Annotated in this window: 13 protein-coding genes; 6 read left to right on the top strand and 7 right to left on the bottom strand. The window is 71.4% G+C overall.

Annotated features, from left to right (window positions below):
- Positions 1-22: 22 nt before the first annotated feature.
- From MIAR_RS12405 to MIAR_RS12380, 6 genes are all read right to left on the bottom strand, one after another.
- Positions 23-1813, bottom strand: a complete 1791-nt coding sequence (locus MIAR_RS12405) for a glycoside hydrolase family 3 protein (RefSeq protein ID WP_285636329.1) — start codon at positions 1811-1813, stop codon at positions 23-25.
- A gap of 130 nt (positions 1814-1943) precedes the next feature.
- On the bottom strand, positions 1944-2852 hold the full coding sequence (locus MIAR_RS12400; protein WP_285636327.1) for an NYN domain-containing protein: 909 nt from the start codon (positions 2850-2852) through the stop codon (positions 1944-1946).
- Positions 2853-2854: 2 nt separating this feature from the next.
- Complete coding sequence (locus MIAR_RS12395) at positions 2855-3871, bottom strand: Gfo/Idh/MocA family protein (RefSeq protein WP_285636324.1); 1017 nt, start codon at positions 3869-3871, stop codon at positions 2855-2857.
- A 28-nt stretch (positions 3872-3899) separates the two neighbouring features.
- Positions 3900-4955, bottom strand: a complete 1056-nt coding sequence (locus tag MIAR_RS12390) for an LLM class flavin-dependent oxidoreductase (protein WP_285636321.1) — start codon at positions 4953-4955, stop codon at positions 3900-3902.
- A gap of 38 nt (positions 4956-4993) precedes the next feature.
- Positions 4994-6286: an O-acetylhomoserine aminocarboxypropyltransferase/cysteine synthase family protein gene (locus MIAR_RS12385; RefSeq protein ID WP_285636318.1), complete on the bottom strand. Its 1293-nt coding sequence runs from the start codon at positions 6284-6286 to the stop codon at positions 4994-4996.
- Positions 6283-6993: an alpha/beta hydrolase gene (locus MIAR_RS12380; RefSeq protein ID WP_285636315.1), complete on the bottom strand. Its 711-nt coding sequence runs from the start codon at positions 6991-6993 to the stop codon at positions 6283-6285. The genes MIAR_RS12385 and MIAR_RS12380 overlap by 4 nt, the downstream gene beginning before the upstream one ends.
- A gap of 120 nt (positions 6994-7113) precedes the next feature.
- On the opposite strand from MIAR_RS12380, the gene MIAR_RS12375 reads away from it, so the two are divergent.
- From MIAR_RS12375 to MIAR_RS12350, 6 genes are read left to right on the top strand one after another with little or no spacing between them, the layout of a single operon-like run.
- The gene (locus tag MIAR_RS12375; protein ID WP_285636312.1) at positions 7114-8628 is read left to right on the top strand and encodes an ABC transporter substrate-binding protein; all 1515 of its coding nucleotides are present in this window, start codon (positions 7114-7116) and stop codon (positions 8626-8628) included.
- Between the two features lie 2 nt (positions 8629-8630).
- Positions 8631-9689 (top strand): ABC transporter permease, encoded by a 1059-nt coding sequence (locus MIAR_RS12370; protein WP_285636309.1) that lies wholly within the window; start codon positions 8631-8633, stop codon positions 9687-9689.
- Positions 9686-10570 carry an ABC transporter permease gene (locus MIAR_RS12365; protein ID WP_285636306.1) on the top strand — a complete coding sequence of 295 codons (885 nt, stop codon included), beginning with the start codon at positions 9686-9688 and terminating at the stop codon, positions 10568-10570. Before MIAR_RS12370 ends, MIAR_RS12365 begins: the two co-directional genes overlap by 4 nt.
- On the top strand, positions 10563-11501 hold the full coding sequence (locus MIAR_RS12360; RefSeq protein WP_285636304.1) for an ABC transporter ATP-binding protein: 939 nt from the start codon (positions 10563-10565) through the stop codon (positions 11499-11501). The genes MIAR_RS12365 and MIAR_RS12360 overlap by 8 nt, the downstream gene beginning before the upstream one ends.
- A complete protein-coding gene (locus MIAR_RS12355) occupies positions 11501-12322 on the top strand; it encodes an ABC transporter ATP-binding protein (RefSeq protein ID WP_285636301.1) in 822 nt (273 codons plus the stop codon). Before MIAR_RS12360 ends, MIAR_RS12355 begins: the two co-directional genes overlap by 1 nt.
- Position 12323: 1 nt before the next feature.
- Positions 12324-13436, top strand: coding sequence for an LLM class flavin-dependent oxidoreductase (locus tag MIAR_RS12350; protein WP_285636298.1), 1113 nt, complete (start codon positions 12324-12326; stop codon positions 13434-13436).
- Positions 13437-13455: 19 nt separating this feature from the next.
- On the opposite strand, the gene MIAR_RS12345 is transcribed toward MIAR_RS12350, so the two are convergent.
- Entirely contained in the window at positions 13456-14400 is a 945-nt protein-coding gene (locus tag MIAR_RS12345; protein ID WP_285636295.1) for a quinone oxidoreductase family protein, read from the bottom strand.
- Between the last annotated feature and the right edge of the window lie 22 nt (positions 14401-14422).

Below are 14422 nucleotides of genomic sequence, written 5' to 3'. Positions count from 1 at the left end.
TCTTCTCCTCCTCGTCCTTCGGTCACCACGTGAGCCCGTGGCCGAACGGGTAGAGGATCTGCGTCGGGTGGTCAGCCGAGTAGATGTCGACGGGCAGCTTCCCGGTGGGGCTGATCTCCCCGGTGATGACCTTCGCGAGCGACGTCAGCGCGGGCGCCGCGTAGGAGTACGTGGCGATGTAGTCGTCGACGTCTCCCAGCTGGTTGATGTCGTACGGGTTGCGCACGCCGACCACGACCAAGTGGCTGTCCGTGGCATCCAGGGCGGCGACCAGCGCCTTCTGCGTGCTGGTGGCCGTCATGCCGTTGGTGAGCACGACCGTGACGTCGCTCGTCTGCGCGGCGGCGACGGCCTGGTCGATCTGAGCCTGTGTGGGCGCGGTGCCCGTCGAGAGCGCGGTGGCGTCCGCGCCGCGTGCGGTGAGCTCTCCGGCCAGCGTCTGTCCGGTCACCACGCCGTAGCCGGTGACCAGCACCTTCTTGCCGTCGACGGCGACGGGCAGAGCGCCGTTCTCGTTGCGGATCAGCGTGGTCGTGCGGTCGGTGATCTTCTCCGCCGCGCGCAGGCTGGAGTTCTTGCCCACGACGTTCATCACCTTGCCGGTGTCGACCTTCGCGTGCGTCGTCACGCCCTGGTCGTACTTCATCTTCAGGATGCGCTCGACCGACTCGTCGATGCGCTGCTCCGTGATGCGGCCGGTGGCGACCGCGTCCTCGACCGCGCGGTAGGCCTCCTGCGGGGCGGCGGGGAGCAGCAGCTGGTCGACCCCGGCCTCGAGTGCGCGCACGGCCACCTCGCCGTCGCCGTACTTCTGACGCACGGCGGCCATCTCCAGGCCGTCGGTGACGATCACGCCCTGGAATCCGAGCGCGTCGCGCAGCTGGCCGGTGACGATCTTCTTGGACAGCGTGGCGGGGTCACCGCTGTCGTCGAGCGCCGGCACCACGATGTGCGCGGTCATGATCGAATCCACACCCGCGGCGATCGCCGCCTTGAAGGGCGGGGCGTCGATCTGCTGCCACTGCTCGAGCGTGTGCGTGATCAGCGGCAGGCCGGTGTGCGAGTCGGTGGCGGTGTCGCCGTGGCCGGGGAAGTGCTTGGCCGTCGCGACGATGCCGGCGTCGTCCTGATATCCGTGCACGGCAGCGGCGGTGAGCTCGGAGACGAGAGCGGGGTCGGATGAGAAGCTGCGCACGCCGATCACGGGGTTGTCGGGGTTGACGTTGACGTCGGCATCCGGGGCGTTGTTCTGCTGGATGCCCATCGCGGCGAGCTCCTGGCCGGTGATGGCGGCTGCCTTGCGGGTGTCCTTCGCGCTGCGCCCGGCGCCCAGCGCCATGCTGCCGGGGAAGAGCGTCGCCGGGGAGCCGATCCTGGTGACGATGCCCTGCTCCTGATCCGTGCTGACCAGCAGCGGGATGCCGGCGCCGGCGTGCTGGGCGGCATCCTGCAGACCGTTCGCGAGCGTGGCCACCTGCACGGGATCGGTCACGTTGTCGCGAGCCGAGAACAGGATGAACCCACCCGGCTCGTACTCCGAGATGATGTCGGCCGCGTCCGCCTCGCCGTAGAGGGCGGTGTTGCGCGGGTCGTCGGTGGTGGCGGTCGGGCCGTAGGCGAACAGGATGAACAGCTGCCCGATCTTCTGCTCCAGCGTCATCGACGCCATGGTCGTCTGCGCATACGCCGCGGCCGCACGCTCGTGACCGGGAGGTGACGCGGGGGCAGCGGATGCTGCCATCGGGGCGCCGGTGATCGCCAGGGCGACGGCTGCCGTCAGGGCTGCGACCGCGCGGAGGGGCCTTCTGTGCATGACGTTCTCCTCATCGAGATTCGTCCCCAGCTCGTCCCCAGACGTGCCCGTCAGCCTAGCAACGCCTCTCGCTCTTGGACAGCCTCTCGCTCGTCGACGGAGCGGCGGTGCCCCGGGCGAGCACGGTGCGTCACCGCTCGCGCAGGCGCACCAGCCGCTCGTGCCCGCTCTCCTCGAGCTCCGCGATGTCGTCGCGCGAACGGAGGAAGTCGTTGAACGAGCGGAAGCCGAGCGCCTTCTCGCTGAACGAGGGGTCCATGCGGCGCATCTGGGTCTTCACCGCCGAGGCGTGCAGCCACTCGTCGGCATCCGCCTTGTCGTGGCCGAGCTGCAGAGCGCGTTCCAGCAGCAGCGTCGCCTCGCCCTGCTCGTCGGGCTTCGTCGTCGCCTTCGCGCGACGGGTGGTCGCCGGCTTCTGATCTGCCTTCGCCTTGGCATCCTTCGCCTGGCCGTTCGATGCGGCATCCTTCTTCGGCCGCACCACGCCGGGCAGCGAGTCGTAGGTCGCGAACTCGTCGCAGGCCGCGGCCAGCGACTTCGCCGTCGACCCGGCGACGCCCACCCCGATCACATAGCGGCCGAGTCGCTTGCAGCGCTGCGCGAGCGGCACGTAGTCGCTGTCACCGGCGACGACCACGACGTGCGTGAGGTCGGGCAGACGGAACATGTCCTCCACGGCGTCGACGGCCAGGCGGATGTCGGCGCCGTTCTTCGCGTAGGCCGCAGCGGGGAACAGCTGCACCAGGTCGACCGCGCGGGCCACCAGCTGCGAGCGGTACTCGGCGTTGACCGGCGACGACCAGTCGGCGTAGGCGCGCGTGAGGACCAGCGTGCCGAACGAGGAGGCGTAGTCGATGATCGCTCCGACCTCGATCATCGCCTGCCTGAGCCGCTCGGCCACCTCGGCGTCATGCGGGTCGTCGGTGATCTTCTGGCGGTCCTTGCCGTAGGCGTTGCGGCCGTGCACCCGGTCGTACCAGGAGATCACGATGTTGTCGAAGTCGAGGTAGACCGCGACGCGTCCGGTCGTCTCCGCCATGGTCAGCGCGCCTCCGCGCCGAGACCAGCGTCGTCGACGCCAGGGTAGACGACCCCGACCTGCCGGCGGATCTCGTCGAGCGTGCCCATGATCGCCACGGACTCGGCGATCGGCAGGGCGAGCACGCCTCCGGCCGGGGCCGCAGCGGCCACGGCGCCCTCGGCGGCGAAGGCCTGGTACTGCATGCCGCGGCCGTCGACCTGGGACGCGTACTCCTCCAGCACGGTGCCGTCGGCGCCGATCACCCGGAACGAGGTCGGCGAGTACCAGACCCGGTCGATCTCGATCCGCGCCCTCGTGCCGAGCACCGTCGCGGTGTTCGGTCCGGCCGTGCGTGACGAGGAGAGGCTGGTCGAGATAGCCCCGCCGGCGTGCGTCATGATCGTCGCGACCTCGGCATCCGCTCCGGTCTCGACCAGGCGGGCGGATGCCTGGATGGTGACCGGCTCGCCCAGCACGTCCCAGATGAACGAGACGGGGTAGATGCCGAGATCGAGCAGCGCGCCGCCGCCGAGCTCGAGCGCGTTCAGGCGATGCGCCGGATCGGTGGGCAGGCTCTGCGTGTGGTCGGCCATGACCGAGCGGATCTCGCCGAGGGTGCCGTCGGCGATGATCTCGCGGATGCGCATCATGTGCGGTAGATAGCGCGTCCACATCGCCTCCATGGCGATCAGGCCCTTCTCCGCCGCGAGGCGCTGCAGGTCCTCGGCCTGTGCCCGCGTAACGGTGAACGCCTTCTCGACGAGCACGTGCTTGCCGTGCTCCAGTGCGAGCCGGGCGTTGTCGTGGTGCATGGGATGCGGGGTCGCGACGTAGACGATGTCGATGTCCGGATCCGCGACGAGGGACTCGTAGGAGGCGTGCGCGCGCGGGATGTCGAAGCGCGCGGCGAACGCGTCGGCGGACTCCTGCGATCGGGAGCCGACCGCCTGCAGGTCGAGTCCCGCAGTGCGCAGGTCGGATGCGAAGGATGCGGCGATGCCGCCCGTGGCGAGGATGCCCCAACGAAGACCGGTCATGGGATCAGCGTATCGGGCGCCGCCGATCTCAGACCGAAGTGACCAGCGAGCGCCGCTCCACCAGCGGGAAGACCTGCTCGGCGATGCGGTCGAGCTCCTCGTCCAGCGGGGACGCCTGGATCAGCAGCAGGCTGATGCCGGCATCCGCGTATTCGCCGATGCGCTCGGCGACCTGCTCGGCCGTGCCGACGAGATTCGGGCGCAGGCCCCGCGTGCCGACCGAGTACTCGCGACGGGACAGCTCCAGCGACAGGTTCGAGTTCTGCCGGAACTGCTCGAAGGAGGCGTAGCCGGGGGAGTGCGGGTCGACCGTGGTGATCCGGTCCAGCTCGCGCTGCGCCTCGGCCTCGGTGTCGCGCACGATCACGTAGGCGGGCATCCCGAACTCGGCGATCGGCCGGCCGTGCAGGCGCTCGGAGCGGGCGTTCATGTCGGAGACGTTCGTGCGCACCTCGTCGAGCGTGCCGCCGTGCATGACGTACGCATCCGCGAATCCCGCGATCGCCTCCCGGCCCGCGTCGCTCTCGCCGCCGGCGAAGATCACCGGGTGGCGGGAGGGCTTGGGCTCGACGATCGTGCCATCGAACTCGTAGTGGTCGCCGCGGTAGCTGAACGGCGTGCTCTCCCACAGCCCGTTCAGCACCTCGACGAACTCGGTCGCCTGGGCGTAGCGGGCGTCGTGCGCGGGGAAGACTCCGCCGAACTGCCGCGCCTCCTCCGCCCACCACGCCGCGACCACGTTCAGCGCCACCCGGCCCGGCGCGATGCTGTCGAGGGTGGACACGGTCTTGGCGAGGACGGCGGGAAGGTGGAACCCGGGGCGCACCGCCGTCATCACCCGCAGGCGGTCGGTCGCGGCGAGGATCGCCGCGGACAGCGACCACGCCTCCAGGCTCGGGGCATCCGTGCCCTTGCGGTCGTTCAGGTACAGCTCCGGGACCAGCGTGGTGTGGAAGCCGAGGCGGTCGGCCTTCACCGACACCTCCCGGATGTAGTCCCACGTGGCGGCCATGCGGCCCTCATCGCGGACGTTGCGCAGGAACCCGCCGTAGACGGGAGTCCAGTATCCGAGGTCGATGGCCATGAGGGTCCTCCTGGTGCTTCGGGTTCAGAGTGCGGCGTTCAGGCGATCGCGAGCGCGCGATCGAGGTCGGCGATCAGGTCGGCGGGATCCTCGATCCCGATCGACAGGCGCACGGTGTTCAGGGAGATGCCCGCCGCCGCACGCTGGGCGGCGGTCAGGTGCGAATGCGTCATGGATGCGGGGTGCGCGACCAGCGAGCGGGCATCGCCGAGGTTCGCGACCAGGCGGAACACGTTCAGTTCGTCGACCAGCCGGGCGATGCGCGCCGGCGCCTCGTCCTCGGGGCCATCCACATCGAAGGAGAACACCGATGGCGCCCCCTTGGGCAGGTAGCGCTGCGCGAGGGCGTGCCACGGGCTGTCCGCAAGGCCGGGATGGTTCACCCGGGAGACGGCGGGATGCTGCGCCAGGTGCTGTGCGATCGCGAGCGCGCTCGACGACTGGCGGGCGACGCGCAGGTCGAGCGTCTCGATGCCCTGCAGGATCTGCCAGGCGTTGAACGGCGACAGCGAGGGCCCGAGGTCGTGCACGTATTTGGACTTGACCAGGGCCGCGAACGCCTGCCCCTGCCCGAAGCGCTCCCACAGCACGAGCTCTCCGAACCGCCGGTACGGGGCGGTGAACTGGGGCCAGTGCTCCGGTTCGGCGCCGAAGTCGAAGGTGCCCTGATCGACGACCACCCCGCCCAGCGAGGTGCCGTGACCGGAGAGGAACTTCGTCGCCGAGTGCACCACGAAGTCCGCGCCGTGATCACCCGGGCGGATCAGCGCGGGGGTTCCCACCGTGCTGTCCACGACGAGCGGGACACCTGCCTCATGGGCGATGTCGGCGATCAGTCGGATGTCGAGCACCTGCGCGACCGGATTGGCGACCGTCTCGGCGAACAGCGCCCTCGTCTGCGGCGTGACGGCGGCCCGCCAGGCATCCGGATCGTCCTGGTCGACGAAGGTGACCGGGATGCCGAAGTCGTCGAACGTGTCCTGCAGCAGGTCGACGGTGCCGCCGTACAGCTGATCGGCGGCGACGATGTGCCCGCCGCGACCCGCGAGGGCGAGCAGGGTCACGGCGACCGCCGCCTGTCCGGATGCGACGGCGACGGCACTCGCACCGCCCTCGAGTGCGGCGACCCGCTCCTCGAGGATCTGCTGGGTCGGGCTGGCGTTGCGGCTGTAGATGATGCCCGCCTTGCGCAGCGCGAACAGATCGGCGGCCTCCTGCAGAGAGGAGAACTCGTAGGCCGCGGTCTGGTGGATGGGCGGCACGGCGCTGAACGAGGGGAGACCGACGGCGTAGCCTCCCTGCACCTGGGTCGTGGCGAAGCCCTCGGTCACGCTGCCGCCCCCTGTTCGTGAGCGGGGACGGGCTCATGAGCGGGGACGGCGCGGCGGACGACCGGCTCGTGCACGTCGCCGGCGCGGAGGCGCTCCAGCCACAGCACGATGCTCGCGGCCACGCTGCGGTGGCTGGCGTCGTTCAGGGCGTCGTGCAGGCCGTCCACGGTCTCGACGACCTCGAGGTCCGGGATCGACGCGAGCGCCGCCGCGGCCTGCGCGAACGGCGACACGGGATCCGCCCCGCCGTGCACGGCCAGCACCGGCACGGCGATCGCGGCGAGGTCCGCCGGCGCCGGAAGCGAGGAGACCGTGTCGGCCTCGGAGGGTGTGCCGTGCTGCTCTGCGAGGACGCCGAGGTGCACCGGGCACGCCGTGCGCTCGGCATCCGTGGGCGTGCGCTCGGCGTCGACCACGACGCCTGCGACGATCGCCGCGTCCGCGACATCGCCGTGCGTGAGCGCGGTGAGCACCGCCGACGCTCCGGTGTCGGAGCCGACCAGCACGTGAGGGGCGTCGTCCTGTGCGGAGAGCCAGCCGGAGGCCGCATCCGCGGTCCCGAACACGCCGACGGCGTACCCGTCGGCGCTGATGCGCGATCCGAAGCGGCGGTACACCGCGGCGGTCTCATCGCGCCCGGCGACCAGCGCGAGCGTCCCTCGGACGCGGGAGGGCGGGGTGAAGACGGCGACGGGCTCGGAACTCATGCGTCCCATCTTCGGGACAGGTGCTCGGGCGCGCCTCGGATATGTCGAACTGTTGCGTACCGTGACCTCGCGCTTCAGATCGCTTGTGGTCCCGGCTCCCGCGCTCCTAGCTTCACTGCCATGACCTCACGCAACCGACTCCCTGCCCTCGCCGTGCTCGCCGTCGCGACCCTCGCGATGGCCGGCTGCAGCGCGTCGGCGGGTGCGACACCCTCGGAGACCACCTCGCTCACCTGGGGCTGGCGCCTGCCGACCAGCTGGGACCCGGTCACCTCGACCGCGGGCTGGGACACCCACGCGCTCGCCCTCGTCTACGACGGACTCACCCAGCTCGACCCTGCCGGCGAAGTCGTCCCCGGCATCGCCGAGAGCTGGGACTACAGCGCGGACGGCACGGCCATCACCTTCCACCTGCGCAAGGACGCCGAGTTCAGCGACGGCAGCCCGATCGACGCGGAGGCGGTCAAGGAGAACCTCGAACGCGGCCGCGACCAGGAGAACTCCACCCTGGCCGGCCAGCTGCGCATCGTCACCTCGGTGGACGTGAAGGATGCGACCACGGTGACCGTGCACCTGGACCAGGCCGACTACCAGGTGCCCTACCTGTTCGCCGGCAAGACCGGTTTCATCGTGAACCCGGCCGCGTTCAAGGACGTCGCCTCGCTCGCGACCCAGCCCGAGGGCTCGGGGCCGTTCGAGCTCACCGAGTACGTCCCGAATGCCCGCGCCGATCTGCAGAAGAACGACCACTACTGGAACGCCGACCACATCTTCATCGATCAGTTCCACGTCGTGCCGGTCACCGATGACGCGACCGTGGTCGCGGGCATCGACACCGGCCAGTGGGATGTCGCGATCATCCCGCCCTCGCAGGCGAAGGCGGCCGAGGGCGCGGGCCTGGACGTCGAGGAGATCAAGGCGCTCACCGTGCGCGCGCTGGACGTCAACAGCACGGTCGCGCCGTTCGACGACCAGCGCGTGCTGCAGGCGATCAGCCATGCGACCGACCGCAAGGCCCTCATCAAGGCCGCCTACTTCGGTCGCGGCACGCCGAACTGGCAGCCCTTCCCGGACGGCTACTCCGCACACGACAAGAGTCTCGACGACCTGTACCCGTACGACGTCGCCGCGGCCAGGAAGCTGCTCGCCGAGGCCGGGCATCCGGACGGGCTGCAGCTGGAGCTCGCGCTCAGCGAGGACGACACGGCGCTCGCCGAGGTGCTGCAGGCGCAGTGGGCGAAAGCCGGCATCGACGTGAAGCTCAGCGTGCTCCCCGCCACGGCGATCTCGCAGAACTACGTGCAGCGCACCCATCCGTTCGTGCTGGACAGCTTCTCCGGGCGGCAGTCGCCGCTGCAGGCGCTCGAGGTGCTCTACGGGCCCGAGGGGCTGATGAACCTCGGCCGGCAGACGCCGGCGGAGCTCACCGCGGCCATCGATGCCGCACGGGCGACGCCCACGGACTCCCCGGAGTACGAGAAGCGCATCCAGCACGCCGTCGAGCTCGGTGTGAAGCTGCAGCCGAACACGTTCCTGTTCAGCTGGCCGCGCATCCTCGCGCACCCGTCGAAGGTCACCGGCATCCGCCACTGGCTCGACGTGCAGCGCTGGGAAGACGTCAAGGTGAAGGGCTGACCATGACCGTCGTCACCGAGCCGGGCACGGAGACGGGACCCGCCGCCGGCGCGGCTCCCGCCACGCGCTCGGATGCCGAGCGCGCCGCCTCGGCGCGGCATCCGCTGCTCCGCGTTGCGGGCCGCGTGCTCGCCACCGCGGCCACGGCGGCGACGGTGTTCGTGATCGCGACCTTCGCGACCTTCGCCCTGGGCGCGGCATCCGGGTCCAACCCGGCCGCCGTCGCCCTGGGCGAGGTCGCGACCCAGGCCGACATCGACCGGCTGAACCACGTCTTCGGGCTGGACCGGCCCTTCCTCGTGAGGTACCTCGACTGGCTGGGCTCGGCGCTGACCGGCGACCTGGGCACCAGCTGGTTCACCACCATCCCGGTCTCCACGAGCATCGCGCAGGCCTTCCCGGTGAGTCTGTCGATCGCGACCGGGGCCACGCTGTGCGCGCTGGTCGGCGGCTCCGCGCTCGGCATCCTCGCTGCGGTGAACCGCGGCGGGATCCTCGACCGGGTCGTCACCGTGCTCAGCAGCATCGCCACCACCGTTCCGGCGTTCGTCGTCGCGATCGCGCTGATCCTGCTGTTCGGTCATGCCATCCCGCTGTTCCCGGTGGCAGGCTACGTGCCGCCGAGCAAGGACGTCGGCGCCTGGCTCGCCTGCCTGGTGCTGCCCTCGGTGGCGCTCAGCCTGGACGCCGGAGCCGACATCGCACGGCAGCTGCGCACCTCACTGGTGGGCGCGCTCACCGAGAACTACGTCATCGGCGCTCGCGTGCACGGACTGAGTCCTGCGCGGATCGTGTTCCGCCACGCGCTGCCGAACGCCACCGCCCCCGCCCTCAGCGCGCTGGGCGTGCACGTGCCGCGGCTCGTGGGCGGCGCCGTCATCACCGAGGTGATCTTCGGGATGCCCGGGCTCGGGCGCCTGGCGAACACCTCCGCCCTGCAGGGCGACGTGCCGGTGGTGCAGGGCGTGCTGCTCGTGGCCATCGCCGTCGTCGTGGTCTCCGGCGTCGTCATCAACCTCGCCATCCGCCGCAGCACCGGAACCGGAAGGAACGCCGCATGAGCTCCTCCGCCCCTATGGGTTCGGGCCCTGTGCGCTCCGGTGTCTGGACCGTGCGCCTCGCGCTCGGCCTGGTCGCGGTCGTCGCCGTGCTGGCCGTGGCGGGCCCGGCACTGGCGCCGTACGACCCGCTCGCCCAGGACACCGCGCTCGCACTGCACGGCTCCTCGCCCGCGCACCTGCTCGGCACCGACTACCTCGGTCGTGACGTGCTGTCGCGGCTGCTCGCCGGAGCGCCGGCGTCGCTGCTGAGCGCGCTCGCCGCGGCGCTCATCGGGCTGCTCGTCGGCGCCCTGCCCGGGGCGCTCAGCGCCTTCCTGCCACGGCCGGCCGAATGGCTGGCACTGCGGGTCGTCGACGCGCTGCTGGCGCTGCCGTTCATCCTGTTCGCCATCGTCTTCGCGGCCCTGCTCGGCAACGGGCTCGTGCAGGCGACCACCGCGATCGGGCTTCTGATCGCCCCGGGATTCTTCCGCATCTCGCGCGCCGCCACGCTGCGGGTGCGCGACGCGCAGTACGTCGAGGCCGCCACCCTGCTGGGCGCATCGGCCTGGTGGGTGCTCGGCCGGCACGCCTGGCGGCAGGTGGCGCCGACGCTGGTCGTCGCAGGCATCAGCGCGCTGGGCTCGGCGCTGCTCGCCGTAGCCTCGCTGACGTTCCTCGGCATCGGCGTGCAGCCTCCGGCCCCCACGTGGGGAGGGATGCTGGCCAGCGATCTCGGCTACCTCGCCCAGCGACCAGAGGGACCCCTGGCCCCGGCGCTGGCCATCGTGCTGACCGTCGGAGCGCTCAACCTGCTCGCCGATGCCGTACGCGATCGCACCGGTGCGGCGCGGGTGCGTCACCGGGCGGGCGCGAACCGGAAGGAGACCGTCGATGTCTGAGGCCCTGGGATCCCGCATCCTCCTGAAGGAGGAGCGCACCTCTGAAGGACGCACGGCCCTGGAAGCCCCTCCAGAGGCGCAAGCGTCCTGGAATCGCGAACCCCTGTCGCCGTCTTTCGACGAGGCATCGGCCGTTCGCGCCGCCGTCGCGGGCGTCGACGGGCTGGTCATCGCCGCCGCCGACGGGACGGAACTGGTGCACGGCGTCTCGCTGTCGGTGCGACCGGGGGAGGCGCTGGGAGTCGTCGGGGAGTCGGGAAGCGGCAAGACACTCACCTGCCGCGCACTTCTGGGCATCCTCCCCGAGGGGCTCTCCGTCACAGGAGGGAGCGTGCGGGTCGACGGGCGCGACCTCACGGCGGCGTCCGAGCGGGAGTGGCGGTCCGTGCGGGGAACCCGCATCGGCGCCGTCTTCCAGGACCCGGCGTCCTACCTGAACCCCGCGCTCCCGGTCGGAGCCCAGCTGCGGGAGACCCTGCGGGTGACGGCAGGCGTGCCGCGGGCCCAGGCGCGCTCGCGCGCCCGGGAGCTGCTCGACGACCTCGGCATCCGCCGCGTCGACCTCGTGCTGCGGCAGCGCGTCGCCGAGCTGTCCGGCGGGATGCTGCAGCGCGTGCTGATCGCGATGGCGCTCGCTGCCGATCCGGCGGTGCTCATCGCCGACGAGGCCACGACTGCGCTGGACGTGACCGTGCAGGCCGAACTGCTCGAGCTGCTGGCCCGGCTGCGGCGCGAGCGCGGGCTGGCGCTCATCCTCGTCTCGCACGACCTCGCGGTGGTCGCACAGGTGTGCGAGCGCGTGCTGGTGTTCCGGGACGGCAGCGTCGTCGAGGGCGGGGCGACCTCGCGCGTGCTGCACGCGCCCGGGCATCCGTACACCCGTTCACTGCTCGCCGCTCATGCGGCCTATGGACTGGAGAGGTTCCTGTGATGTCGCACGACGAAGGCCGCGGATCGCTGCTCGAGCTCCAGGACCTGTCCGTCGACTACGGGCCGGTGCGCGTGCTCGACCGGCTGTCGCTGCGACTGCGCGCCGGCCAGGTGGTCGGCATCGTCGGCGAGTCCGGATCCGGCAAGACCACGCTCGCCAAGGCCGTGCTGCGCACGGTCGACGCAGCGGACGGCCACGTGCTCGTGGACGGGCAGGACATCACGCGACTGCGCGGCGGCGCCCTGCGGCGCTGGCGCCGTTCGGGCACCGTGCAGTACGTGTTCCAGGACCCGCTGCGATCGCTGGATCCCGGCATCCGCATCGGCGAATCGATCGCGGAGGGGCTGCGCATCGCGCGCATCCCCGCAGACCAGGCCCGCGATCGCGTGGATGCCGCCGTGGAGGCTGTGGGCCTGGATGCCGAGCTGCTCACCAGGCTGCCGGCCGGGCTCAGCGGCGGTCAGCGTCAGCGCGCCGCCATCGCCAGGGCGCTCGTCGTGCAGCCGCGCCTGCTCGTGCTCGACGAACCGGTCAGCGCGCTGGACGCGGCCAGCAGGGACCGGGTCGTGCAGGCCCTCATCGCCCTGCGCCGCAGCCGCGGCGAGCAGCTCGGGATGCTGGTCATCTCGCACGACATCGGCTCGCTCGCCGCCCTGAGCGACCGGCTCGTCGTGCTGCACCACGGCCGCATCGTGGAGGACGGCCTCACCTCCCAGATCGTCGCGAAGCCGCAGCATCCGTACACCCGACGTCTCATCGATTCGGTCCCCGTGATCGACATCCGCCGACCCAACCGACCCGCACCCCTCGCAAGGAGCTGACATGCCCATCGAACTGCTCGGAATGATCGCCACGACCGCAGGGTCCGAGACCAAGGCGGTGGACGGCCCGGTCGTCGACCCCGCCTACGTGAAGGAGTTCTCCCGTGCCCACGAGGAGGCGGGGTTCGACCGCATCCTGATCGGCTACAGCGCCAGCTCGCCGGACGGCTTCGCCGTGGCCGCCGCCGCGCTGCACGCCACCGACTCGCTCAAGGTGCTCATCGCGCACCGACCGGGGTTCGTCGCGCCGACCCTCGTGGCACGCAAGCTCGCCACCCTCGACCACCTCACCGGCGGCGGACGCGTCGCGATCCACCACATCTCCGGCGGCAGCGAGGCGGATCAGCGCCGGGACGGCGACTTCAGTGAGAAGTCCGACCGCTACCGTCGCACCGGCGAGTTCATCGAGGTGCTGCGCCGCACCCTCACCTCGGAGGAGCCGTTCGACTACGAGGGCGACTTCTACCGCTTCGAGGGCGCGTTCTCGGCTGTCAAGCCGGCGACCGAGGCGGGCATCCCGATCTTCTTCGGCGGACTGTCGGAAGGCGCGGTCGAGGTCGGCGCCAACGGCGCTGACGTGTACATGCTGTTCGGCGAGCCGCTCGCCGACGTCGCCGAGCACATCCGCACGATCCGTGCGGCCGCGGCCAAGGCGGGCCGCCATGTCGACTTCAGCCTGTCGACGCGGCCGATCATCGCCGACACCGAGGAGGAGGCATGGGCGAAGGCCGACCGCATCTATGCGGAGGCCGCGGAGCTCAAGGCCCGGGCGAGCTCCGGCGACACGCTCGCCTTCGCGAGCCCGCGGCGGCGCGAGCAGCGCTCTCTGTCGGCGGACCTGCTGCAGCAGCATGCGCAGCGCGGCGACGTGCACGATGAGAGGCTCTGGCTGGGCATCACCAAGCTGATGGGCCCGGCGGGCAACTCCACCGCCCCGGTCGGCACGCCCGCACAGGTCGCGGAGGCGCTGCTGAAGTACTACGACCTGGGCGTGACGCGCTTCCTCATCCGCGGCTTCGACCCGCTGGGCGACGTGCGCGACTGGGGCCGCGAGCTCATCCCGCTGCTGCGCGAGGGCGCGCGTCTGCGCGACGAGGAGCGCGCCGCCGCCTGACGCGCCGCAGCGAAGGGACTCAGGGGATCAGGATGATCTTGCCGGTGGCGGCGTGCTGCTCGATCAGCTCGTGGGCACGCGCCGCCTCGGCGAGAGGCAGCTCCGGACCGAGCTCCACCTGGAAGTCGCCGGCCTCGATCAGGTTGATCGCCACGCCCACGGCCTCGCGGCGCCAGGCCAGCTGCTCCTCGGTGAGCGGGTCGGGGCTGCCGCCGGAGTAGGCCTGGATTCCGAAGGAGGCGGCATCCGGTCCGCGCACGATCGTCGCGATCCGGGCCCGGTCGGCGACCAGCTCGAGTGAGGTCTGGATCGCCTCGTCGGTGCCGGCGCCGTCCAGCGCGACCGTCACGCCCTGCGGGGCCGCCTCGCGGACGCGGTCGGTGAGACCGTCGCCGTATGCGACGGGGATCGCGCCCAGTGCGCGGAGCTGCTCGTGCCGCGCGGGACTCGCTGTCGCGATGACCGTGGCCCCCCACAGCACGGCGAACTGGATCGCCGCCTGGCCGACCGCGCCGGAGCCGGCGTGGATGAGCAGCGTGTCGCCCTTGCGCACGCCGAGCGAGCGCAGGGACTGGTAGGCCGTGCCGGCCGGGATGCTGAGGGCGGCGCCCTCCGCCGAGGTGACGCCGTCGAGCAGGCGGGTGATGTTGTGCACCGGCACCGCGAGAGCCGTGGCGTACGTGCCCCGGGTGTCGCCGATCGCCACGCGCTCGCCGACCGCGAAGCCGGTGACGCCCTCGCCGATCGCCGTGATCGTCCCGGCGCCGTCGAATCCGACGTGCCGCGGCTCGGTGATCGGCGGCAGGGGGCGCTTCCCCGAGCGCTGCTTGACGTCGATCGGGTTGACGCCGGCGGCCTCGATCCGGACGACCACCTCGCCAGGGCCTGCGACGGGGTCGGGCACCTCCACCAGCCGGAGGACGTCAGGGGAGCCGAGTTCGGTGTGGACGATCGCGCGAGCCATGATGCCAGGCTAACGCGGCCTC

It is taken from the genome of Microbacterium arabinogalactanolyticum (assembly GCF_030268005.1).
In the GTDB taxonomy this organism is placed as follows: domain Bacteria; phylum Actinomycetota; class Actinomycetes; order Actinomycetales; family Microbacteriaceae; genus Microbacterium; species Microbacterium arabinogalactanolyticum.
Note: the sequence above shows the minus strand (reverse complement) of the source record. Positions and strands in the feature narration are given on the sequence as shown.

Bases quoted from the DNA above. Each gene is read 5' to 3' on its own strand.
- MIAR_RS12345 (WP_285636295.1), bottom strand. From the start codon at position 14,400: ATGGCTCGCGCGATCGTCCACACCGAACTCGGCTCCCCTGACGTCCTC.
- MIAR_RS12375 (WP_285636312.1), top strand. From the start codon at position 7,114: ATGACCTCACGCAACCGACTCCCTGCCCTCGCCGTGCTCGCCGTCGCG.
- MIAR_RS12355 (WP_285636301.1), top strand. From the start codon at position 11,501: ATGTCGCACGACGAAGGCCGCGGATCGCTGCTCGAGCTCCAGGACCTG.
- MIAR_RS12395 (WP_285636324.1), bottom strand. From the start codon at position 3,871: ATGACCGGTCTTCGTTGGGGCATCCTCGCCACGGGCGGCATCGCCGCA.
- MIAR_RS12405 (WP_285636329.1), bottom strand. From the start codon at position 1,813: ATGCACAGAAGGCCCCTCCGCGCGGTCGCAGCCCTGACGGCAGCCGTC.
- MIAR_RS12350 (WP_285636298.1), top strand. From the start codon at position 12,324: ATGCCCATCGAACTGCTCGGAATGATCGCCACGACCGCAGGGTCCGAG.
- MIAR_RS12365 (WP_285636306.1), top strand. From the start codon at position 9,686: ATGAGCTCCTCCGCCCCTATGGGTTCGGGCCCTGTGCGCTCCGGTGTC.
- MIAR_RS12390 (WP_285636321.1), bottom strand. From the start codon at position 4,955: ATGGCCATCGACCTCGGATACTGGACTCCCGTCTACGGCGGGTTCCTG.
- MIAR_RS12370 (WP_285636309.1), top strand. From the start codon at position 8,631: ATGACCGTCGTCACCGAGCCGGGCACGGAGACGGGACCCGCCGCCGGC.
- MIAR_RS12400 (WP_285636327.1), bottom strand. From the start codon at position 2,852: ATGGCGGAGACGACCGGACGCGTCGCGGTCTACCTCGACTTCGACAAC.
- MIAR_RS12380 (WP_285636315.1), bottom strand. From the start codon at position 6,993: ATGAGTTCCGAGCCCGTCGCCGTCTTCACCCCGCCCTCCCGCGTCCGA.
- MIAR_RS12360 (WP_285636304.1), top strand. From the start codon at position 10,563: ATGTCTGAGGCCCTGGGATCCCGCATCCTCCTGAAGGAGGAGCGCACC.